This window comes from Streptomyces sp. NPDC043726 (assembly GCF_056436565.1).
Genome location: NZ_JBWKCI010000001.1, coordinates 270765 through 291056, shown reverse-complemented (window position 1 = coordinate 291056; position 20292 = coordinate 270765). Strand labels below are relative to the sequence as shown.

Below are 20292 nucleotides of genomic sequence, written 5' to 3'. Positions count from 1 at the left end.
GTACGTTTCTCAGCAAGGCCCTTCACTGATGTTCGACGTCGCCGTCTTCGGCTCTCTCTTTCTGACCCTTTTTGTCATCATGGATCCCCCTGGGATCACCCCGATCTTCCTGGCGCTGACCTCCGGCAGGCCCGCCAAGGTGCAGAAGCGGATGGCGTTCCAGGCCGTCTGCGTGGCCGGCGGTGTGATCACCGTCTTCGGGCTGCTCGGGCACCAGATCCTGAACTACCTGCACGTGTCCGTGCCCGCGCTGATGATCGCGGGCGGACTGCTGCTCCTGCTCATCGCGCTCGATCTGCTCACCGGCAAGACGGACGAGCCGAAGCAGACCAAGGACGTCAACGTCGCCCTCGTACCGCTGGGCATGCCGCTGCTCGCCGGACCGGGTGCGATCGTGTCCGTCATCCTGGCCGTGCAGAAGGCCGACAGTGTGACCACGCAGGTCTCGGTGTGGACGGCGATCCTCGCGATCCATGTCGTGCTGTGGCTGGTCATGCGGTACTCGCTGCTGATCATCCGGGTCATCAAGGACGGCGGCGTGGTGCTGGTGACCCGGCTCGCGGGCATGATGCTCTCCGCGATCGCCGTGCAGCAGATCATCAACGGCGTCACACAGGTGATCCAGGCGAGCTGACCCGTCGCCGCGGACATGCGCAGGGCCCCGTACGGCGTTTCCGTACGGGGCCCTGAAGCTTGGTGGGTGGGATCCGGGTTACGAGGCGGAAACCTCGGCCGGGCGGATCCACAGCCGCTGTCCGATCGCCGCGGCCTGCTGAACGATCCGGTTGACGGAGGCGGCGTCCACGACGGTGCTGTCCACGGTCGTGCCGTTGACCTCGTCCAGTCGCATGATCTCGAAGCGCATGCTTCTCCCTTCGTCTGGTTCCTTGGTACGTACGAGTCAACGGCTTGCGCGTTACAAACATTCCCTACGCTAAAGAAATTTTTCGAACGGCTAAATACTGACCGGTAAGCGGTGGCCGTGAGACCGAGCGGGACCGGTTGTGTTCGCTGCGTGACCGCCGGGACAATAGAGGTGATGAACGACGACCTCGCGGCGCTCGGCGCCCGTATCGACCGCACCAACGAGTTGCTCCAGCGCATGCTCGCCGAGGTGGCGAAGACACCCTCGACCCATGCGATCTTCGTCGACGCGGGGTATCTGTACGCGGCCGCGGGCCGGCTCGTCGCCGGAACCGAGGACCGGCGCGCCTTCGACCTGGACGCCGAGGGGCTGATCGAGGCGCTGATCGACCGCGCCCGCACGATCTTCGCGGACAGCAGGCTGCTGCGCGTCTACTGGTACGACGGCGCCCGGCGCCGTATCCACACCGCCGAGCAGCAGTCGATCGCCGAGCTGCCGGACGTGAAGGTGCGGCTCGGCAACCTCAACTCCAACAACCAGCAGAAGGGCGTCGACTCGCTGATCCGCACCGACCTCGAGTCGCTCGCCCGGCACCGCGCCATCAGCGACGCGGCACTCCTCGGCGGCGACGAGGACCTGGTCTCCGCGGTGGAGGCGGCCCAGGGGTACGGCGCCCGGGTCCATCTGTGGGGCATCGAGGCACCGGAGGGGCGCAACCAGGCCGAGCCGCTGCTCTGGGAGGTCGACAGCCAGCGCACCCTCGACCTCGACTTCTTCAAGCCGTACGTCTCCCGGCGCACCGCCGCCGCCTACGAGGTGCCGGGGGCCCGGCCCACCCGCGAGGACGTGCGGTTCGTCGGCGCCCAGATCGCGGCGAAGTGGCTCGCGGCGCGGGGCCGGGAGTCACTGGTGGAACTGCTGCCCGGGCATCCTTATCTGCCGGGCTCCGTCGACCAGGACCTGCTGGTGGAGGCGGAGGGTCTGCTGCAGTACTCGCTGCGCGGCCAGGCGGATCTGCGGCGGGCGCTGCGGGACGGGTTTTGGGAGCACTTGCAGGCGCAGTACTGACCGTGATCCGTACTGACCGTGGTCCGTACTGACCGTGGTCCGTACTGGCCCTGATTCGTACTAGCCCTGATCCCAGAAGTCGGCGAGGGCTTCGGCTGTGGGGCCGGGGCGGTCGGTGTTGGGGGAGTGCTCGGCGCCGGGGACGACCGTGCGGCGCGCGTGCAGCCGTACGGCCATATCGTCCAGGATGCGCACCGGCCAGGTGTCGTCCCTCTCGCCCGACAGGACATGGAACGGCAGGGGTACGGTGGCCAGTTCGGCCACGCGGTCCGGCTCGGTGCACAACTGGCGTCCGGTCGACCTGAGTTGGGCGGGTTTGTTGCCCAGCCAACGGCGGCGCAGGTGGTCGAGCCCGCCAAGTCCGCGTGCCGGGCCGCCGACCTCCTCGGGCGGGCCCATGGCCAGGATCGCGTCCCACACCTCCGGCATCGTCATCACGGCGAGCGCGTCGCTCAGCAGCTTGACGCGCTGCTGCTGGGGGACGGAGATCTCGGCGGGGCCGGACGCGATGAGGGTGAGGGACCGGAAGGGGGAGTGGTCGAGCAGGACGGCGGCGCGGGCGATCTGGCCGCCGAGGGAGTGCCCGACGAGGTGGACCGGGGCGCCGAGGGCTTCCGTCTGCGCGAGCACATCCTTCGCCAACTCGCTCTGAGCGTAGGCCGATTCGTCGTCGGCGGGCCCGTCCGACTCGTACTGCCCCCGCCCGTCCACGGCGACCGTGCGGTACCCGCGCGCGGCGAGCGGCACATGCAGGAGGCCGAAGTCCTCCTTGCTGCCGGTGAACCCGGGAAGCAGCAGGGCGACACCCCGCTGAGCGACGCCGTCCGGCACGGGACAGTCGACGACGGCGAACTCCCCGCGCGCGGTGCGCAGAGGGTAGGCGCGGGCGCCCGGGGGCGGGGTGAGCGGGGCGGGGGCGGGGGTGGTCACGGGGGTGAGGGTAGCGGGGGACGGGGAACGGACGGTTGGCGGAGGGTGAGCGGTCCGGGGGTGGGCGGGTTGTGCGGGTTGCCGGGCGGGCCTGAAGGGTGGTTTGGCCCGCGGGGGCGGGAGGTTCCGGGGCCGGGCAGGGGGTTGGGCGGGGCTGTTGTGTTCAAGGCGTCGGGGGCGGAAGTGGGCGCGGGCAGGGGGCCGGGGAGGGCTGACGGGCGGTGGTGCTCCGGGGCGTCGGGGGCGGGGGGTTTCGGGGCCGGGCTGGGGTTGGGCGGGCCCTGAAATGGCGAACGGCCCGGTCCCACGTGCGGGGTACCGGGCCGTTCGGTGGGGAGATCAGCTCTCCGTGGGCTCTGCGGCGACCGTGGCCTTGCGGGTGCGGCGGGGCTTGGGCTCCGCCGCCTCCTCGGTGGCTGCCGTCGCCTTGCGGGTCCGGCGGCGCGGGGCCGTCGGCTCGTCCGCGGCCTGGGCCGGGATCTCGGCGGTCGCGGCGGTGGCCGTGGCCTTGCGGGTCCGGCGCGGCTTGGCCACGGCGGCGGTCTCCGCCGACTCCGGCGTCGCTTCCGGCGTCGCCTCGGCCGTCTTGCGGGTGCGGCGCGTCTTCGGCTTGGCCTCGGTGGCCTCGGCCGTGTCGACCGCGGTCTCGGCCGCTGCCGTCGCCTTACGGGTGCGGCGCGGCTTGGGCTCCGCCGCTTCCTCGGTGGCTGCCGTCGCCTTGCGCGTCCGGCGGACCTTCGGCTTGGCCTCGACGGCCTCGGCCGTGTCGACCGCGGCCTCGGCAGCCGTCGTCGCCTTACGGGTGCGCCGGGGCTTGGCCTCGGCGGTCTCCGGCTCCTGGGCCGCCTGGGCCGGGATCTCGGCGGTCGCGGCGGTGGCCGTGGCCTTGCGGGTACGGCGCGGCTCGGCCTCGGCGGTGTCGACGGCGGCCTCCGCTGCCGTCGTCGCCTTGCGGGTGCGCCGGGGCTTGGCCTCGGTCGCCTCCGCGGTGTCGAGCGCGGCCTCGGCGGCCGGCTCGGCCGTCTTGCGGGTCCGGCGACGCGGCGCGGCCTCGGGGGCCACCTCCGTCGACTCCGGCGTCGCCTCGGCGGCCTTGCGGGTGCGGCGCGTCTTCGGCTTGGCCTCGACGGCCTCGGCCGTGTCGACCGCCGTCTCGGCGGCTGCCGTGGCCTTGCGGGTGCGCCGGGGCTTGGCCTCGGTCGCCTCCGCGGTGTCCACCGCGGCCGCGATCTCCGTCGGCTCGGCCACCTTGCGGGTACGGCGGCGCGGCTTGGTCTCGGCCTCGGTGGGCTCGGTCGGCGTCGCTACGGCCTGCTCGGCCGCGATCTCCGTCGGCTCGGCCACCTTGCGGGTACGGCGGCGCGGCTTGGTCTCGGCCTCGGTGGGCTCGGTCGGCGTCGCTACGGCCTGCTCGGCCGCGATCTCCGTCGGCTCGGCCACCTTGCGCGTACGGCGGCGGGGCTTGGTCTCGGCCTCCGTGGGCTCAGCGAGCGGCGCGGGCGTCTCCGCGACAACCTGCTCGGCCGCGACCTCCGTCGGCTCCGCGGACCTGCGGGTGCGGCGGCGGCGCGGCTTGGCCGGGGTCTCCAGGGACTGCGGGGCCTGCGGGGTCGCCTCCGCCGTAGGAGCCGTGCCCTCGGCCGTGTCGACGGCGGCTTCCGCCGACGCCGTCGCGGTCGTCGTGACCGACTCGGGCGCCGCACCGGAGCGGGTGCGACGGCGGCGGCGCGGGGTGCGGGTCGCGGTGGACTCGTCCGTGGCCGACTCGGTGGTCTCCGCCGTCGGCGCGGCGGTCGGCGCCGCGGTCGCGTCCAGCGCGGCACCGCCACGGGTACGGCGGCGACGGCGCGGCGTGCGCGCCGGGCGCTCGCGCTCGGCCGTACGGGACTCGTCGCGGACGTCGCCACGACCGCCCCGGCCACCGCGACCGCGCGCACCGCGGCCACCGGTCTCGCCGAGGTCCTCGAGCTCCTCCGCGTCCAGACCGGCGCGCGTACGCTCCGAGCGCGGCAGGACACCCTTGGTGCCCGCGGGGATGCTCAGCTCCTCGAAGAGGTGCGGGGACGTGGAGTACGTCTCCGGCGGGTCGTTGAAGTTCAGCTCCAGCGCCTTGTTGATCAGCTGCCAGCGCGGGATGTCGTCCCAGTCGACGAGCGTGATCGCCGTACCCGTGTTGCCCGCGCGGCCGGTACGGCCGATGCGGTGCAGGTACGTCTTCTCCTCTTCCGGAGACTGGTAGTTGATGACGTGCGTCACGCCCTCGACGTCGATACCGCGCGCGGCGACGTCGGTGCAGACGAGGACGTCCACCTTGCCGTTGCGGAAGGCGCGCAGCGCCTGCTCACGGGCGCCCTGGCCCAGGTCGCCGTGGACCGCGCCGGAGGCGAAACCACGCTGCTTGAGCTGGTCGGCGAGATCGGCCGCGGTGCGCTTCGTACGGCAGAAGACCATGGCCAGTCCCCGGCCGTCGGCCTGCAGTATGCGCGCGACCATCTCCGGCTTGTCCATGTTGTGCGCGCGGTAGACGTGCTGCGCGATGTTCGCGACCGTCACGCCCTCGTCGTCCGGCGCGGTGGCGCGGATGTGGGTGGGCTGCGACATGTAGCGGCGCGCGAGACCGATGACCGCGCCCGGCATGGTCGCCGAGAACAGCATGGTCTGGCGGCGGGCCGGCAGCATGTTGATGATCTTCTCGACGTCGGGCAGGAAGCCCAGGTCGAGCATCTCGTCGGCCTCGTCGAGGACGAGCGCCTTGACGTGCTTGAGGTTGAGCTTCTTCTGGCCCGCGAGGTCCAGCAGTCGGCCCGGGGTGCCGACGATCACGTCGACGCCCTTCTTGAGGGCCTCGACCTGGGGCTCGTAGGCACGGCCGCCGTAGATCGCGAGAACGCGGACGTTGCGCACCTTGCCGGCGGTCAGCAGGTCGTTGGTGACCTGCGTGCACAGCTCGCGCGTGGGGACGACGACGAGCGCCTGCGGGGCGTCGGTGAGCGCCTCGGGCGCGGCGCGGCCGGCCTCGACGTCGGCAGGGACGGTGACGCGCTCCAGGAGCGGGAGACCGAAGCCCAGCGTCTTGCCGGTACCGGTCTTGGCCTGGCCGATGACGTCGGTGCCCGAGAGGGCGACGGGGAGCGTCATCTCCTGGATGGGGAAGGGGTTGATGATGCCGACGGCCTCAAGCGCCTCGGCGGTCTCGGGAAGGATTCCGAGCTCTCGGAAAGTCGTAGTCAGGGTGCTGCCTCTTCTGTGTGCGCGGTGCGAGGCGAGCGCGGGGGTCTTGACGGACCGTGCCGGGGACGTCGGCTGCCTTACGGGCGAAGCCGTAGGGCACGGGACCACTGTCGACGCTCTAGCGCTCGTACCGCTGAGGGTGTCCCCCCGGGAATCCGCACGCACTGTGCCGTACGGACGAGGGGCTGTCGGGTCGGAGCCGATCGGGCCACCGACCGGGCATCCTCATACGTGCGGCCCGTCGAATACTCGGCAGGCGCATTACCACCATACCCCGGAATCACGCACACGTGATGGCCGATTTGGTCACGTAGTCGTCGTCACACTGATTGACCAGGGACTTCCGTGGCACGGCAAGCGGACTATTGTGCGCTTCATGACGACGCCTGACAACACCTCTGACGCACCCGCCGAGCACACCGGAGTGGCCGCCCAGGACTGGGCCCAGGCCTCCGCCGACCCGCAGTACCGGGCCGCGGTCGTCGATCTCCTCGGCGCGCTCGCGTACGGCGAGCTCGCGGCGTTCGAGCGGCTCGCGGAGGACGCGAAGCTGGCGCCGACGCTCGCGGACAAGGCGGAGCTGGCGAAGATGGCGTCGGCCGAGTTCCACCACTTCGAGCAGCTGCGCGACCGGCTGACCTCGATCGGCGAGGAGCCGACGACCGCGATGGAGCCGTTCGTGGCCGCGCTGGACGGCTTCCACAAGCAGACGGCGCCGTCGGACTGGCTCGAGGGCCTCGTCAAGGCGTACGTCGGCGACTCGATCGCCAGCGACTTCTACCGGGAGGTCGCGGCCCGCCTCGACTCGGACACGCGCGAGCTGGTTCTGGCGGTGCTGGACGACACCGGTCACGCCGGGTTCGCGGTCGAGAAGGTACGGGCCGCGATCGACGCCGATCCGCGGGTGGGCGGACGGCTCGCGCTGTGGGCCCGGCGGCTGATGGGCGAGGCGCTGTCGCAGTCCCAGCGGGTGGTCGCCGACCGGGACGCGCTGTCGACGATGCTGGTCGGCGGGGTCGCCGACGGGTTCGATCTCGCCGAGGTCGGGCGGATGTTCTCCCGGATCACCGAGGCACACACGAAGCGGATGGCTGCGCTGGGCTTGGCCGCGTAGCCCTCTGCGGGGGCGGGGTCTTGCTGCTTCTGTCGCTGCTTCTGTTGCTGCTTCTGTGGCGGCGCGGCCGCGGGTGTGCGGGGGCTGGTCGCGCCCACGCGGTGGAGCCGCATGTCCACGCGGCCCCGCGCCCCTTCCGCCGGAACTGCGCCGCCTGTTGGTCAGTTCCGTCTCACGCCGTCGCCCTGCGGCCCAGTCTGCCCCCCGAAGGGCGGAGCAGGAGCGAGAGGGACGCCGCCGAGACCGCCGCGGCGCCCGCGAGGATCAGCAACAGGTTGCCCAGATCCAGCGCCGTGTGGGTGACGAAGGCGCCGAAGAGGGCCCCGGCGACTCCCGTCGCGAAGACGAGGGAGCGGGCGGGCAGACGGTGCGGCAGCCGGGCCGCCGCCGCCCATGACAGGGCCAGGCCGAGGATCGCGGCACTCAGCGCTTCCAAGAGCATGTTGGGGTCCCTCCCACATGGCCGGCCAGCTCGGTACGGTCGTCGTCCGTCATACCCCTGACCTGCGGAATCCAATCCTCCCCTGTGTCGGAGTTGTGCTCCATCCGTGAAGGAGAGCGGGTCGGGGCGGGGTCGAGCGACGACGAAGGGCCCGGCGGTTCGGAAACCGCCGGGCCCTTCAGTGCAGCTGCCGCTTACAGCGCGCCGAAGCCCACCTTGCGCGGGGCCGCCTCGCCGAGCTCGACGTACGCGAGACGGTCGGCCGGGACGAGGACCTTGCGGCCGTGCTCGTCCACGAGGCTCAGCAGCGCCGACTTGCCGGCCAGCGCCTCCGACACGGCCCGCTCGACCTCCTCGGCGCTCTGACCGCTCTCCAGAACGATCTCGCGGGGCGCGTGCTGCACGCCGATCTTGACCTCCACGGCTATGTCCCTCCGACGGTCAGTGAAGTGCGCGACAGTCCGCGCCGTACCCAGCACACATTAGCCCGGTGAGGGGACGTACACGCTCCGCCCGGGAACGCCAGGAGCGAACACCGGACGGGAACAGAGCATCGGAGAGCCGCTTCTCAGTGGTGCTGGTCGGTCCCGTGCAGCGGGAAGCCCGCGATGCCCCGCCAGGCGAGCGAGGTCAGCAGCTGCACCGCCTGGTCGCGCGGGACGCTGCGGTCGCTGTGCAGCCACGAACGGGCCACGACCTGGGCGAGGCCGCCGAGCCCGGAGGCCAGCAGCATCGACTCCGCGCGGGACAGGCCCGTGTCCTCGGCGATGACGTCGCAGATCGCCTCGGCGCACTCGTTCGTGACCTTGTCCACGCGCTCGCGCACGGCGGGCTCGTTGGTCAGGTCCGACTCGAAGACCAGCCGGAAGGCGCCGCCGTCGTCCTCGACGTAGGCGAAGTAGGCGTCCATGGTCGCGCGGACGCGCTGCTTGTTGTCGGTCGTCGACGCGAGGGCGTTGCGCACCGACTGGATCAGGGACTCGCAGTGCTGGTCCAACAGGGCGAGATAGAGGTCGAGCTTGCCCGGGAAGTGCTGGTAGAGCACGGGCTTGCTGACGCCGGCCCGCTCGGCGATGTCGTCCATCGCGGCCGCGTGGTAGCCCTGCGCCACGAAGACCTCCTGCGCGGCGCCCAGCAGCTGATTGCGTCGGGCACGGCGCGGCAGGCGCGTCCCTCGCGGGCGTGCCGCCTCTGTCTGCTCGATGGCTGTCACGCCGCCTCCCAAAGTCGTCCACATGCGGTGTGCGCCGCGCCGCCATCGTACTTTTCGGTAACCCTGGTGTGCGCGGTGCGAGCGCAGAATTTCACGGACCGGACGGTGACGAAAGCCGTGCGGAAGGTTTCAAAGCCGGGTGAGCCGGGCAAAAACCCGCCTCCCTCCTGCTCAGTGGTGCCCTTCGGCATCACCGGTCACCGATAGTCGTCCTCGTCGTGCGAGACGACCCGGGCCTGTTCCGCCAGGTCGGCGACGTTGGCGCGGTCCTGGTCGAGGTCGGTCAGCGGGTCGTCGTGGTTCGGCGCGATGTCGGCGTGCTGCTCGGCGGCGTCCGCCGGGGGCGCCTCGACGTCGAACTCCTCGGCTTCCTCGGTCTCCTCGGCCTCGAACGTCTCGGGGTCGGTGGGGTCTACGGCCATGATGGGCTCCCTTCCTTCGAACGTCCCTGGGGAAAGCAGGGGCCACATCCGGGTGCCCTCTGTACGAGCCTAGGAGACACCCGATCCGGACGCTATGCGATCCGCGTCCGTGGCGTCACTCCCCGCGCATCCGCCGCCGTAGCGGCAACCAGGGGGACACACGGCCCTCTTGTGACGGCGAACACATGAACCACTGCGTGATCGTCTCGTAACATTGCCGCATGTCTTCGACCGAGCTGCCGTCCGCCGCACCGGCGGCCAACGTCCTGCCGAAGGTAACGACCGTCAGGGTCGCGGAGGGCGAGCGGCTGCGCTCGGTCGGGCTGCCGGGGATCACCCTGACGGTACGGTCCAGGCCGCCGGCCCGCGAAGGGCTGCCGCCCGCGCTGTACGTCCATGGACTCGGCGGTTCCTCGCAGAACTGGTCGGAGCTGATGCTCCAGCTGGAGGCCGTCGTCGACGGCGAGGCGGTGGACCTGCCCGGCTTCGGCGACTCCCCGCCGCCGGACGACGGCGACTACTCGATCACCGCCCACGCGCGGGCGGTGATCCGCTATCTCGACGCCTCCGGGCGCGGCTCCGTCCATCTCTTCGGCAACTCGCTCGGTGGCGCGGTCGCCACGCGCGTCGCCGCCGTACGACCCGATCTCGTCCGTACGCTCACGCTCGTGTCCCCCGCCCTTCCGGAGATTCTCGTCCAGCGCACCGCCATGCCGACCGCGCTGCTGGCGCTGCCCGGAGTGGCCTCGCTCTTCACCCGGATCACCAAGGAGTGGTCGGCGGAGCAGCGGGTCCGCGGGGTGATGGCGCTGTGTTACGGCGATCCCGGGCGGGTGACCGACGAGGGGTTCCGCAACGCCGTCGAGGAGATGGAGCGGCGGCTGCAACTGCCGTACTTCTGGGACGCGATGGCGCGCTCCGCGCGCGGGATCGTCAACGCCTACACGCTCGGCGGCCAGCACGCGCTCTGGCGCCAGGCCGAGCGCGTCCTCGCCCCGACGCTCCTCGTCTACGGCGGCCGGGACCAGCTCGTCGGCTATCGCATGGCCCGGCGGGCGGCCCGCGCGTTCCGCGACTCCCGGCTGCTGAGCCTGCCGGACGCGGGGCACGTGGCGATGATGGAGTACCCGGACGTGGTGGCCCGGGCCTTCCGCGAACTGCTCGCGGAGAGCGAGGGCGGTGCCGATGCCGCTCCCGAGGACAGAGGGACCCTGACCGAGACCTCGGGGAGCTGAGGCGCGCGTGGGACGCCACAGCCGGCGCGGGCCCGCGCCCAAGGCCCCCAAGGCCCCCAAGGGCGACGCCGCCGCCCGACGCGGCGCTTCGGCTGCGCAGCCGGTACCGCGACCGCCGGACGGAACACCCGCGCACGGGTTTCCCACGCTTCCGGAGGGGACGCCCGCGGGCGGGGTTCCTCGGCTGCCGGACGGGACTCCGGCGCACGGGTTTCCCCGGTTGCCGGACGGCACTCCGGCACATGGTTTTCCCCGGCTTTCCGACGGGACGCCCGCGGGCGGGGTTCCTCGGTTGCCGGACGGGACTCCGGCGCACGGGTTTCCCCGGCTGCCGGACGGGACCCCCGCTCATGGCAGTCCCCGCTTTCCCGACGGGACTCCCGCGCACGGCTTTCCGCAGGTGCGTGGGGGGCATCCCGAGCAGCGTGAACACGGTGGTGGCTGGGGGGAGTTGAGGCGCGGGCGTTTGGTGCCGGGTGGCGGGCCGACGGGTGCCGGGCCGGCGGGTGCCGGGCCGGCGGGGGTCGGGATACCGCGACCGCGGCCCGCGGGGCTCCGGGGCGGACCCCGGCAGGAGTATCTCGACGCCTTCGGTGAGGACGCCGACGTCTTCACGCCCCGTACCTCCGCCGATCCGTACACCTCCGTCACCGACTGGTCCGCCGATGGTGCCGGTGTTCCCGGTCGGACGGAGGACGGCGGTGAGCCGCCCACGGGTGAACCCGCTTCCGGCAAGGGCTCCAAGGGGCGCGCCTTCGCCGGAATCGCGGCCGCCGCCGTCACCACCGTGCTGGCGGTCGTGGTCGCCGGGCAGGTCACGTCCCGGGGCGACGCCGCCGCCGTACAGTCGCAGACCGCCACCGACCAGGCGCGGGACGCGCGGGACCCCGCCTCGCGGAGCGACGGGCGGCCGACGCCGTCCGAGCCGGCGGTGGTGCCGCTGACGTACGAGCAGAAGATCAGCCAGAGGTACGAGCTCAGCGCCACGCTCGACGGGTCGGGGGAGTTCGACGCGGTGAAGGGCGTCGACAAGGCGCCCGGCAAGGGGCAGAAGTTCACCTACCGCGTGGACGTGGAGCGGGGGCTCGGCCTGGACGGTGAGCTGTTCGCGCAGGCCGTGCAGAAGACCCTGAACGACGACCGGAGCTGGGCGCACAACGGCGCCCGTACCTTCGAGCGCGTCTACTCCGGCAAGCCCGATTTCGTGATCACTCTGGCCAGTCCGGGGACGACCGCCGACTGGTGCGCCAAATCGGGCCTGGACACCACCGTGGACAACGTGTCCTGCGACTCGGCCGCCACCGAGCGCGTGATGATCAACGCCTATCGGTGGGCGCAGGGCGCGGAGACGTACGGCGACGAGATCCACGCCTACCGGCAGATGCTGATCAACCACGAGGTCGGCCACCGGCTCGGCTTCAGCCACGTCACCTGCGACAAGGACGGCGACCTCGCGCCGGTCATGCAGCAGCAGACCAAGTTCCTGGACCACGACGGGATCAGCTGCCGCCCCAATCCCTGGGCGTACCCGGGGAGCCAGGCGCGTCCTGACGACGCGTAATCGCTTGATCCCGTAGCGCGACCGAACGCTACCCGTGCGGGAAAGTTACGACCGTTCACCCCTTTTGGTGGCGCGATGGACAACCGTCCGTCGCGCCACCGCCTTGTCCGCATACGTTCGTCCCGCTGCGAGCCGCCGGCCCAACGGCGGCTCCCCTTACGGGAGATCGGGGGTGCACTCGTGCGGATCGGACTGCTTACGGAGGGTGGCTATCCGTATGTGAGCGGTGACGCCAGGCTCTGGTGCGACCGGCTCGTGCGCGGGCTCGGGCAGCACGAGTTCGACGTCTACGCGCTCAGCCTCAGCGAGCGCCAGGAGGACGAGGGCTGGGTTCCGTTGCCGTCGCAGGTCAGACGGGTGCGGACGGCTCCGCTGTGGAGTGCCCCCGACGACGGGGTGGTGTTCGGACGGCGTGCGCGCCGGCGCTTCCTGGAGCACTACGGCGCGCTGGTGGGGGTGTTGTGCGCCGGAGCCGATGACGGGCGTACGGATGCTGTGGCGGCTCACGCGGGGGCGTCGTCCGGGGGTGCGTCGTCCGCGGGCACGTCGTCCGAGGGCGCGTCCGATGATGTGGCGGACCGTTTCGGCAGTGCGCTGTACGGGCTCGCCGAACTCGCCCGCGACGAGGGCGGCCTGGGGGACGCACTCCGCTCCGAGACCGCAGTACGGGCGCTGGAGCGCGCCTGTCGTGCGCCGGGCGCCCTTCGTACGGCGCGCGAGGCGCGCGTTCCGGATCTGCTCACCGTCGCCGCGCACCTGGAGCGCGCGCTGCGCCCCCTCTCGCTCGACTGGTACGAGGACGACAGCCTGGGTGCCGTCGACCTCTGTCACGCCGCCTCCGGCGGCACGGCGGCCCTGCCCGGGCTGCTCGCCCGCCACTTCTCCGGCGTACCCCTGCTGGTGACGGAGTACGGCGTGCGGCTGCGTTCGCACTACCTGGCGGCCTCCGACGCGCCGCCCGCCGTACGGGCGCTGCTCGCCGCCTTCCACGGCCGGCTCGCCGCCGAGATCTACGGCCGCGCCGAGATCGTCACCCCCGGCAACGCCCACGCCCGCCGCTGGCAGGAGCATTGCGGCGCCGACCGCGCCAAACTGCGCACCGTCTACCCCGGGATGGACGCCTCCCGGTTCGCGGAGGTCGGCGAGGCGCCACAGGGCACGGACCCCGACACCGTTGTCTGGGTCGGCCGGGTGGAACCGGCCAAGGACCTGGTGTCCCTGCTCCACGCCTTCGCCGAGATCCGCAAGGAGGAGCCGAAGACACGGCTGCGCGTCGTCGGCGCCCCCGCCGGTGCCGAGGGCGAGGCCTATCTCGGCCACTGCAAGGCGCTGGCCGCGCAGCTCTTCCCCGACGAGGCGGACGGGCTGCACACCGTCGGCGACAACCCGGTCTCCTTCGAGGAGATCGGCGGCCCGGAGCTGCCGACGCTCGCCGAGGCGTACGCCGCGGGCGCCGTGACCGTCCTGTCCAGCGTCGTCGAGGGGTTCCCGATCAGCCTCGTCGAGGCCATGTTCTGCGGCCGTGCCACGGTGTCCACCGACGTCGGGGCGGTGGTCGAGGTCATCGGCGGCACCGGGCTCGTCGTGCCCCCGCGCAATCCGCGGGCGCTCGCGGAGGCGTGCGTGGCGTTACTGCGCGACCCCGAGCGCCGTGCGCGCCTGGGCGCGGCGGCACGCGCGCGTGCCCTCGAACTGTTCACCGTCGAGCAGAACATCACGGCATTTCACGGCATTTACCTGGAGATCGTCGCGCGCTGCCCGGTGCGCCGGGTCGTCCTCGACGAGGCCGGCGAGCCCCTGCCGTTCGCCGTCCCCGCCGAGGCCCATGTCCCCGGCCGCTGGACGGGCCCTGCGGCGCGGCTGATCGGCGGCGGTGGACCTGGCGGGCTGGGCGGATTGGGCGGACGCGGCGGATGGGGCGGACCTGGCGGATTGGGCGGATCCGGCTGGGCGGCGGGTCCGCCTGTACGGGCCACGCCCCACGTGGCCGCGGAGGGAGCGCGATGAGCGGACTCGGCGAACTGGACCACCCCGGGACACCGACCAGCCCAGGGGGCTGGGACGCGCGGTCGCAAGGGTGGCTGGGGGCGGAGACGGTGCCGGAGTCGGCCGTACCGGACTCCGTCGTACCGGATTCCCTCGTACCGGATTCCGTCGTACCGGATTCGGATGCACTGGATTCGGATGCACTGGATTCGGATGCACTGGATTCGGACGAGCCCGTGCCCGGGGCGGGCGCGCCGGGTTGTGCGCCCCCGGTGGAGCGGACGCGCCAGGCCTCCGCGCCCGCGCGCCGAACCGCCGTAGACCCCGTGAAGGCGCTGATGCACCGTCATCGCGAGCTGTGCGAACGGGCCGTGGACCCCCTGGAGATCGCCGCCGGACTGGAGGCGCACGGTGTCACTGACCGGACCGCGGCCCGTTTCCGGCACCGGGACGTCTTCTCCCTCGCGGAGGAGATGTACGCGCGCGTGCCCCGCGACGGCGACACCGCGGCGCCCGCCACGACCCCGGCGCCTCCCCGCGCGCGGGCCGACTGGGCCGTACTCACCCTGCTCCCCGGCGTCTTGTGCGCCGCCGCCGTCACCGTGCTGCGGCTCACCGACGGGCGGGCGCGGCTCGCCGTCGCCGTCGTGGGCGCCGTGGCCGTGGCGGTGGCGGTGCGCGCGGCCCTGTCGCGCGGCCCCCTGCGCGGCGCGGACCGCGCCCGGCGCCCCACCGCCGTCTGGGTCTGCTGGCTGATCGCCTACGCGGCCCTCGGCGACGGACTGCTCCGTTCGGTCCTGTCCGGCGGCCCCGACACCCTGCCCACCGGGTCCCCGGACGACGCCTGGCCCCTGGCCGCCGCCGGCGTCCTGGCCCTCGCTCTTGCCTGCGCCCCCGCGGCCTGGTGTGCCCACCTCTTCGCCGTCCGCGCCCGCCGCAGACTCGCGGCCAGCCGGGGTCTGGAGGAGTACGCCACCTCCGTACAGCCCCTGCTGCTCGGCGTGTTCGCCCTGTTCCTGGGCTCCCTCACGGCCCTGCTGACCCTGTCGGCCGTCGCCCTGGACGAACCCGCCGCCCCCGCCCAGGTCCTCTCGCTGGGCGCACTCCTGCTGCTCGCCCGCCTCCTGGCCGCCCACGGCTTCACCCACGCCCCGGCGGCCGTGCTCGCCGTCGCCGCCGCCGCCGAGGCCGGCGCCCTCGCCTCGGTGTTCGCCGCCCGCCTGCCCGGGTGCGGCTTCCTGGCCGTCCCCGTGGAGTCCCTCGTCACCGCGTGGGGCCCGGGCGCCGTCCCCGCGCTCGTCTGCGGGACGGGCGCACTGACCCTGATCGTCCATTCCTCCCGCACCCTCACCCGGGCCTCGGCCCACGCCACGCCGGACGCGACGTGCTGACCCGGCGCGCGAGCGCGGGCTTCCTCCCCGCGCCGAGCTTCCCGACCACCCCTTCGAAGGAGAACCGCACATGATCACCTCCCGACCCGAGACCTCGGCCCCGGGAGCCGCGCGATGAGAGTCCTGCTGATCGGAGCCAACGGCTACCTCGGCCGCTTCGTCGCCGACCGCCTGCTCGCCGACCCCGCCGTCCAGCTCACCGCCCTCGGCCGCGGGGACGACGCCGACGTCCGCTTCGACCTCGCGTCCGGCAGCCCCGGCGCCCTCACCCGCTTCCTCGACGCGGTCCACCCGGGCGTGGTCGTCAACTGCGCCGGTGCCACCCGCGGCGGCGCCCGCGAGCTCACCCGCCACAACACCGTCGCCGTCGCCACCGTGTGCGAGGCCCTGCGCCGCAGCGGCTGCGGAGCGCGGCTGGTGCAGATCGGCTGCGGCGCCGAGTACGGTCCCAGCCAGCCCGGCTCCTCCACGGCCGAGGACGCCGTCCCGCGCCCCGGCGGCCCGTACGGCGTCAGCAAACTCGCCGCCACCGAACTCGTCCTCGGCTCCGGCCTGGACGCCGTGGTGCTGCGCGTCTTCTCCCCGGCGGGCCCCGGCACCCCCGCCGGATCGCCGCTCGGCCGGCTCGCCGAGGCGATGCGCCGCGCCATGCAGTCCGGCGACGGTGAGCTCAAGCTCGGCGGGCTCGGCGCCCAGCGCGACTTCGTCGACGTGCGCGATGTCGCCCGCGCCGTCCACGCGGCCTCCCTCTCCGCGGCGCAGGGCGTCATCAACATCGGCTCGGGCCGCGCCGTCCGGCTGCGCGACGCCGCCGCGATCCTCGCCCGCGTGGCCGGGTACGGCGGTGCCCTCCACGAACTCGACGGCCCTCCAGGACCGCTGCGGGCATCCATCGGCCACCCCCGCTCCGAATCCGACCACGCGGCCCCCGTCGCGTACCCGTACCCGGACGGCTGCGGCAGCTGGCAGCAGGCCGACGTGCGCACCGCACGCGACCGGCTCGGCTGGCGCCCCCGGATCAACCTCGAGGAATCCCTCGCCGACATCTGGATGGAGGCGGCATGCCGCATCTGACCAGCACTCATATCGACACGAGGACGGAGGCGGCATGTCGCGCCTGACCAGCGTCAAACCCGGCACCGCCCACACCGACGTGCGGACCGGTCTCGGTGTGCCCGGTTTCGCGCACCCGCTCGTCGCCCCGGCCGAGTGGGCCGAACTCACCCGCCCCGGCACCCCGGTCCACTGGGCCGCCCTCGACGTCGCCGACGGTCCCGGCAGCCGCCCCGACCCGCACTGCCTCCAGGCGGCGGCCCGGTTGCGCACCGCCGGGGTCCGGGTCCTCGGCCGGCTGGACACCACCTACGGCGCCTGCGCCTTCGGGGAGGTGATCTCCGAGGCCCACCGCTATCTCGACTGGTACCAGATCGACGGCTTCCTGGTGGACCGCTGTCCCACGGAGCGGACAGCGCTCGCCGAGGTGCGGCGCACGATCACCACGCTGCGCGCGCTGCGTGACGACGCCCACATCGTCCTCGGCCACGGCACCCACCCCTACCCGGGTTATGCCGAGCACGCCGACCAGTTGGTCACCTTCTCCGGCCCGTGGAGCGACTACCGCTGGTCGCAGGTGGCGGAGTGGACGGCCGACTACCCGCCCGACCGCTTCTGCCACCTCGTCCACGGCGTGCCCCGCGGCCACCTGGAGGAGGCGCTGCGGGTCGCCCGCTGGCAGGGTGCCGCCACGATCTGGTTCACGGACCGTACGGACAACGGCGGCCGGACCGATCCCTGGGAGACCATGCCCGGCTACTGGGACGAAATCGTCTCGCGGATCGGAACAGGTGTCTCGGAATGAAAAAGGCCATGGCACTGTTACGGAGAGAACAACCGTAGTGATGAACCGACCAACGGAGCCCCCGTGTCGCTGCCACCCCTGGTCGAGCCAGCCTCTGAGCTCACCGTAGACGAGGTCCGCAGGTACTCCCGCCACCTGATCATCCCCGACGTGGGGATGGACGGGCAGAAGCGGCTGAAGAACGCCAAGGTGCTCTGTGTCGGCGCCGGCGGCCTCGGCTCGCCCGCGCTGATGTACCTGGCCGCCGCGGGCGTCGGCACCCTCGGCATCGTGGAGTTCGACGAGGTCGACGAGTCGAACCTGCAGCGCCAGATCATCCACAGCCAGGCCGACATCGGCCGGTCCAAGGCCGAGTCCGCCCGTGACTCCGTCCTCGGCATCAACCCGTATGTGAACGTGATCCTTCACGAGGAGCGGCTCGAGGCCGACAACGTGATGGACATCTTCAGCCAGTACGACCTGATCGTCGACGGCACGGACAACTTCGCCACGCGCTACCTGGTGAACGACGCCTGTGTGCTGCTGAACAAGCCGTACGTCTGGGGTTCGATCTACCGCTTCGACGGTCAGGCCTCGGTCTTCTGGTCCGAGCACGGTCCCTGCTACCGCTGCCTCTACCCGGAGCCCCCGCCGCCGGGCATGGTCCCCTCCTGCGCCGAGGGCGGTGTCCTCGGCGTCCTGTGCGCCTCGATCGGTTCCATCCAGGTCACCGAGGCCATCAAGGTCCTCACCGGCACGGGTGAGCCCCTGGTCGGCCGCCTGATGATCTACGACGCCCTGGAGATGCAGTACCGCCAGGTCAAGGTCCGCAAGGACCCGAACTGCGCGGTCTGCGGCGAGAACCCGACCGTCACCGAGCTCATCGACTACGAGGCCTTCTGCGGCGTCGTCTCCGAGGAGGCCCAGGAGGCGGCGGCCGGCTCGACGATCACTCCCAAGCAGCTCAAGGAGTGGATCGACGACGGCGAGAACCTCGAGATCATCGACGTCCGTGAGATCAACGAGTACGAGATCGTCTCGATCCCCGGCGCCAAGCTGATCCCCAAGAACGAGTTCCTCATGGGCACCGCCCTGGAGGGCCTCCCGCAGGACAAGAAGATCGTCCTGCACTGCAAGACGGGTGTCCGCAGCGCCGAGGTCCTCGCGGTCCTGAAGTCCGCGGGCTTCTCCGACGCCGTCCACGTCGGCGGCGGCGTGATCGGCTGGGTCAACCAGATCGAACCGCACAAGCCGGTCTACTGACCTCAGGTCTCCCCGTCGGGGGCCGTGTGCACCAGGGGTGCGCGCGGCCCCCGACGGCGTCAGGAGCAGACCTTGCCGTCCTTCGGGACCGTGCCCGACAGCAGGTAGTCGTCCACCGTGGAGTCGACGCAGTCGCTGCCGCTGCCGTAGGCGCCGTGGCCCTCGCCCTTCCAGGTCAGGACCACACCGACGTCCTTGCCCAGCTCGTCCGCCATCTTCCGGGCGCCCTCGTAGGGGGTCGCCGGGTCGCCGGTGTTGCCGACCACCAGGACCGGCGCCGCTCCCGGCGCGCTCACCTCCGCGGTGTCGTGCTGACCGGGCACCGGCCAGTCGTGGCACCAGCCGGCCGTGTCCCAGCCCAGGAAGGTGCCGAACACCGGCGAGATCTTCTCGAACTCGGGCAGCAGCTTCTTCGTCTCCTCGGCGGTCGGCCGCTGCTTGGCGTCCAGGCACGATATGACCCGCTGCGAGTGGGTCGTCGTGCCGTAACGCCCGGACGCGTCACGCTCGTTGTAGCCGTCGGCCAGCGTCAGCAGCTCCGATCCGTCCCCCGACTCCGCCGCCTCCAGCGCGCTGGTCAGCGTCGGCCAGCTGGACTCGCTGTACAGCGGCAGCACGATGCCGGTGACGGCCAGCGTCTGCGTGAGCTCGCGCTCCGAGGACGTCGGCAGCGGGTTCGCGTCGATCCGCTTCAGCAGGTCCGCGATCTTCCGTGTGCCCTCCCGCGGGTCCTGCCCGGTGGACTTCAGGTAGTTGTTCAGCGCGCGCTGGAATCCCCGGGCCTGGTTTTTGGCGTGGTCCACGGTGTCGGCGCTCGGGTCGACGACCGCGTCGAGGACCAGCCGGCCCACCTTCTCGGGGAACAAGTGGGCGTACACGCCGCCGAGTTCGGTGCCGTAGGAGATGCCGAAGTAGTGCAGCCTGTCGTCGCCGAGGACCTGGCGCATCAGGTCCATGTCGCGGGCCGTGTCGGTGGTCGAGACGTGGGCCATCAGCGGCCCCGCCATCTCCTCGCAGCCCTTGCCGAACGCGGCGGCGTCCGCGAGGTACGCCTTCTCCTCGGCCGCGGTGTCCGGAGTGGCGTCCACGGCCTCGGCGGCCTGGATCTCCTTGTCGCTGCGGCAGCGCACCCCCTCGCTGGCGGCGACCCCGCGCGGGTCGAAGCTCACCAGGTCGTATCGCTCGTGCAGGGCGGAGGCGACGGAGGAGTAGTACGGCATCATCGACACCCCCGAGCCGCCCGGACCGCCGAAGTTGAACAGCAGCGAGCCGATGCGGTCGTCGCCGGTCGCCTCGGCGCGGATCAGGGCGATCCCGAGCGTCTCGCCCGCCGGTCGCGACCAGTCCAGCGGCACTTCGAGCGTCGCGCACCGCCAGTCACCGCCGGGGGCCGCGGAGTCCTCGGTGGCCTCGCACTCACCCCAGTCGAGCTTCTGTGAGGTCAGGTGGGCGGGCAGGGGCGCCGCGTCGGAGGAAGCGGCCGACGGGCTCTTGCTGCCGCTCTTCTCACCGCCCTTGCCGTCACCGCCCTCACCGTCTCCCGAACTGCACCCCGTCACCAGGAGAGCGGTGGCGGCCGTCAGAGCCGCCCACCGTACGAAACGCGCCATGTGCCTACCCCCTCGTATGCCGTCCACGCCGTGCAGCGGATGGCGGTCAGGCCATAGTAGGCGGAGTCCACGAGCCTTGCTCCGGCCTGTGGATAACCTTCTGACCTGCGATTATGTGGGGCTT

The 20292-nt window shown here is 72.2% G+C and carries 18 protein-coding genes; 10 read left to right on the top strand and 8 right to left on the bottom strand.

Annotated elements, in window-relative coordinates; genetic code table 11:
* Nucleotides 1-28 precede the first annotated feature (28 nt).
* Entirely contained in the window at nucleotides 29-634 is a 606-nt protein-coding gene (locus tag AC068Z_RS01330; protein ID WP_478551161.1) for a MarC family protein, read from the top strand.
* Nucleotides 635-712: 78 nt separating this feature from the next.
* Here AC068Z_RS01330 and AC068Z_RS01325 read toward each other — a convergent pair whose 3' ends face one another.
* Nucleotides 713-865, bottom strand: a complete 153-nt coding sequence (locus AC068Z_RS01325) for a hypothetical protein (protein ID WP_015658004.1) — start codon at nucleotides 863-865, stop codon at nucleotides 713-715.
* Between the two features lie 174 nt (nucleotides 866-1039).
* Between AC068Z_RS01325 and AC068Z_RS01320 the strand changes: the two genes are divergently transcribed.
* Nucleotides 1040-1933, top strand: a complete 894-nt coding sequence (locus tag AC068Z_RS01320; RefSeq protein ID WP_478551158.1) for an NYN domain-containing protein — start codon at nucleotides 1040-1042, stop codon at nucleotides 1931-1933.
* A 60-nt stretch (nucleotides 1934-1993) separates the two neighbouring features.
* Here AC068Z_RS01320 and AC068Z_RS01315 read toward each other — a convergent pair whose 3' ends face one another.
* The gene (locus AC068Z_RS01315) at nucleotides 1994-2863 is read right to left on the bottom strand and encodes an alpha/beta fold hydrolase (protein WP_478551156.1); all 870 of its coding nucleotides are present in this window, start codon (nucleotides 2861-2863) and stop codon (nucleotides 1994-1996) included.
* 339 nt (nucleotides 2864-3202) lie between these two features.
* On the bottom strand, nucleotides 3203-6001 hold the full coding sequence (locus tag AC068Z_RS01310) for a DEAD/DEAH box helicase (RefSeq protein WP_478551154.1): 2799 nt from the start codon (nucleotides 5999-6001) through the stop codon (nucleotides 3203-3205).
* A 469-nt stretch (nucleotides 6002-6470) separates the two neighbouring features.
* On the opposite strand from AC068Z_RS01310, the gene AC068Z_RS01305 reads away from it, so the two are divergent.
* On the top strand, nucleotides 6471-7208 hold the full coding sequence (locus AC068Z_RS01305) for a ferritin-like fold-containing protein (RefSeq protein WP_478551152.1): 738 nt from the start codon (nucleotides 6471-6473) through the stop codon (nucleotides 7206-7208).
* 172 nt (nucleotides 7209-7380) lie between these two features.
* Here the strand turns inward: AC068Z_RS01305 and AC068Z_RS01300 are convergent, their stop codons facing one another.
* The 4 genes from AC068Z_RS01300 to AC068Z_RS01285 all read right to left on the bottom strand — a co-directional run bounded on the left by AC068Z_RS01300 (nucleotide 7381) and on the right by AC068Z_RS01285 (nucleotide 9285).
* Complete coding sequence (locus AC068Z_RS01300; RefSeq protein ID WP_478551150.1) at nucleotides 7381-7650, bottom strand: hypothetical protein; 270 nt, start codon at nucleotides 7648-7650, stop codon at nucleotides 7381-7383.
* A 194-nt stretch (nucleotides 7651-7844) separates the two neighbouring features.
* Nucleotides 7845-8072, bottom strand: a complete 228-nt coding sequence (locus AC068Z_RS01295) for a DUF3107 domain-containing protein (protein ID WP_361527432.1) — start codon at nucleotides 8070-8072, stop codon at nucleotides 7845-7847.
* A gap of 146 nt (nucleotides 8073-8218) precedes the next feature.
* Nucleotides 8219-8863, bottom strand: a complete 645-nt coding sequence (locus AC068Z_RS01290; protein ID WP_451720191.1) for a TetR/AcrR family transcriptional regulator — start codon at nucleotides 8861-8863, stop codon at nucleotides 8219-8221.
* Between the two features lie 197 nt (nucleotides 8864-9060).
* On the bottom strand, nucleotides 9061-9285 hold the full coding sequence (locus AC068Z_RS01285; protein ID WP_478551147.1) for a hypothetical protein: 225 nt from the start codon (nucleotides 9283-9285) through the stop codon (nucleotides 9061-9063).
* A 221-nt stretch (nucleotides 9286-9506) separates the two neighbouring features.
* On the opposite strand from AC068Z_RS01285, the gene AC068Z_RS01280 reads away from it, so the two are divergent.
* The 7 genes from AC068Z_RS01280 (at nucleotide 9507) to moeZ (ending at nucleotide 18558) form a co-directional block, all read left to right on the top strand.
* Nucleotides 9507-10520: an alpha/beta fold hydrolase gene (locus AC068Z_RS01280; RefSeq protein ID WP_478551145.1), complete on the top strand. Its 1014-nt coding sequence runs from the start codon at nucleotides 9507-9509 to the stop codon at nucleotides 10518-10520.
* 7 nt (nucleotides 10521-10527) lie between these two features.
* On the top strand, nucleotides 10528-12081 hold the full coding sequence (locus AC068Z_RS01275; protein ID WP_478551143.1) for a DUF3152 domain-containing protein: 1554 nt from the start codon (nucleotides 10528-10530) through the stop codon (nucleotides 12079-12081).
* A 180-nt stretch (nucleotides 12082-12261) separates the two neighbouring features.
* Complete coding sequence (locus AC068Z_RS01270; RefSeq protein ID WP_478551141.1) at nucleotides 12262-14088, top strand: DUF3492 domain-containing protein; 1827 nt, start codon at nucleotides 12262-12264, stop codon at nucleotides 14086-14088.
* The gene (locus tag AC068Z_RS01265; protein WP_478551139.1) at nucleotides 14085-15458 is read left to right on the top strand and encodes a hypothetical protein; all 1374 of its coding nucleotides are present in this window, start codon (nucleotides 14085-14087) and stop codon (nucleotides 15456-15458) included. The genes AC068Z_RS01270 and AC068Z_RS01265 overlap by 4 nt, the downstream gene beginning before the upstream one ends.
* Before the next feature lie 114 nt (nucleotides 15459-15572).
* Nucleotides 15573-16532 carry an NAD-dependent epimerase/dehydratase family protein gene (locus tag AC068Z_RS01260; protein WP_478551137.1) on the top strand — a complete coding sequence of 320 codons (960 nt, stop codon included), beginning with the start codon at nucleotides 15573-15575 and terminating at the stop codon, nucleotides 16530-16532.
* A 34-nt stretch (nucleotides 16533-16566) separates the two neighbouring features.
* Nucleotides 16567-17316, top strand: a complete 750-nt coding sequence (locus tag AC068Z_RS01255; RefSeq protein WP_478551135.1) for a spherulation-specific family 4 protein — start codon at nucleotides 16567-16569, stop codon at nucleotides 17314-17316.
* 63 nt (nucleotides 17317-17379) lie between these two features.
* Nucleotides 17380-18558, top strand: coding sequence for an adenylyltransferase/sulfurtransferase MoeZ (gene moeZ, locus AC068Z_RS01250; RefSeq protein ID WP_451720167.1), 1179 nt, complete (start codon nucleotides 17380-17382; stop codon nucleotides 18556-18558).
* A gap of 59 nt (nucleotides 18559-18617) precedes the next feature.
* On the opposite strand, the gene AC068Z_RS01245 is transcribed toward moeZ, so the two are convergent.
* A complete protein-coding gene (locus tag AC068Z_RS01245) occupies nucleotides 18618-20168 on the bottom strand; it encodes an alpha/beta hydrolase (RefSeq protein ID WP_478551132.1) in 1551 nt (516 codons plus the stop codon).
* Nucleotides 20169-20292: the final 124 nt, after the last annotated feature.

What these genes read in the sequence shown, in the direction of transcription:
- AC068Z_RS01330 (WP_478551161.1), top strand. Translation starts at nt 29, where the DNA reads ATGTTCGACGTCGCCGTCTTCGGCTCTCTCTTTCTGACCCTTTTTGTC.
- AC068Z_RS01325 (WP_015658004.1), bottom strand. Translation starts at nt 865, where the DNA reads ATGCGCTTCGAGATCATGCGACTGGACGAGGTCAACGGCACGACCGTG.
- AC068Z_RS01320 (WP_478551158.1), top strand. Translation starts at nt 1,040, where the DNA reads ATGAACGACGACCTCGCGGCGCTCGGCGCCCGTATCGACCGCACCAAC.
- AC068Z_RS01310 (WP_478551154.1), bottom strand. Translation starts at nt 6,001, where the DNA reads ATGACGCTCCCCGTCGCCCTCTCGGGCACCGACGTCATCGGCCAGGCC.
- AC068Z_RS01305 (WP_478551152.1), top strand. Translation starts at nt 6,471, where the DNA reads ATGACGACGCCTGACAACACCTCTGACGCACCCGCCGAGCACACCGGA.
- AC068Z_RS01300 (WP_478551150.1), bottom strand. Translation starts at nt 7,650, where the DNA reads ATGCTCTTGGAAGCGCTGAGTGCCGCGATCCTCGGCCTGGCCCTGTCA.
- AC068Z_RS01285 (WP_478551147.1), bottom strand. Translation starts at nt 9,285, where the DNA reads ATGGCCGTAGACCCCACCGACCCCGAGACGTTCGAGGCCGAGGAGACC.
- AC068Z_RS01280 (WP_478551145.1), top strand. Translation starts at nt 9,507, where the DNA reads ATGTCTTCGACCGAGCTGCCGTCCGCCGCACCGGCGGCCAACGTCCTG.
- AC068Z_RS01265 (WP_478551139.1), top strand. Translation starts at nt 14,085, where the DNA reads ATGAGCGGACTCGGCGAACTGGACCACCCCGGGACACCGACCAGCCCA.
- AC068Z_RS01260 (WP_478551137.1), top strand. Translation starts at nt 15,573, where the DNA reads ATGAGAGTCCTGCTGATCGGAGCCAACGGCTACCTCGGCCGCTTCGTC.
- AC068Z_RS01255 (WP_478551135.1), top strand. Translation starts at nt 16,567, where the DNA reads ATGTCGCGCCTGACCAGCGTCAAACCCGGCACCGCCCACACCGACGTG.
- AC068Z_RS01245 (WP_478551132.1), bottom strand. Translation starts at nt 20,168, where the DNA reads ATGGCGCGTTTCGTACGGTGGGCGGCTCTGACGGCCGCCACCGCTCTC.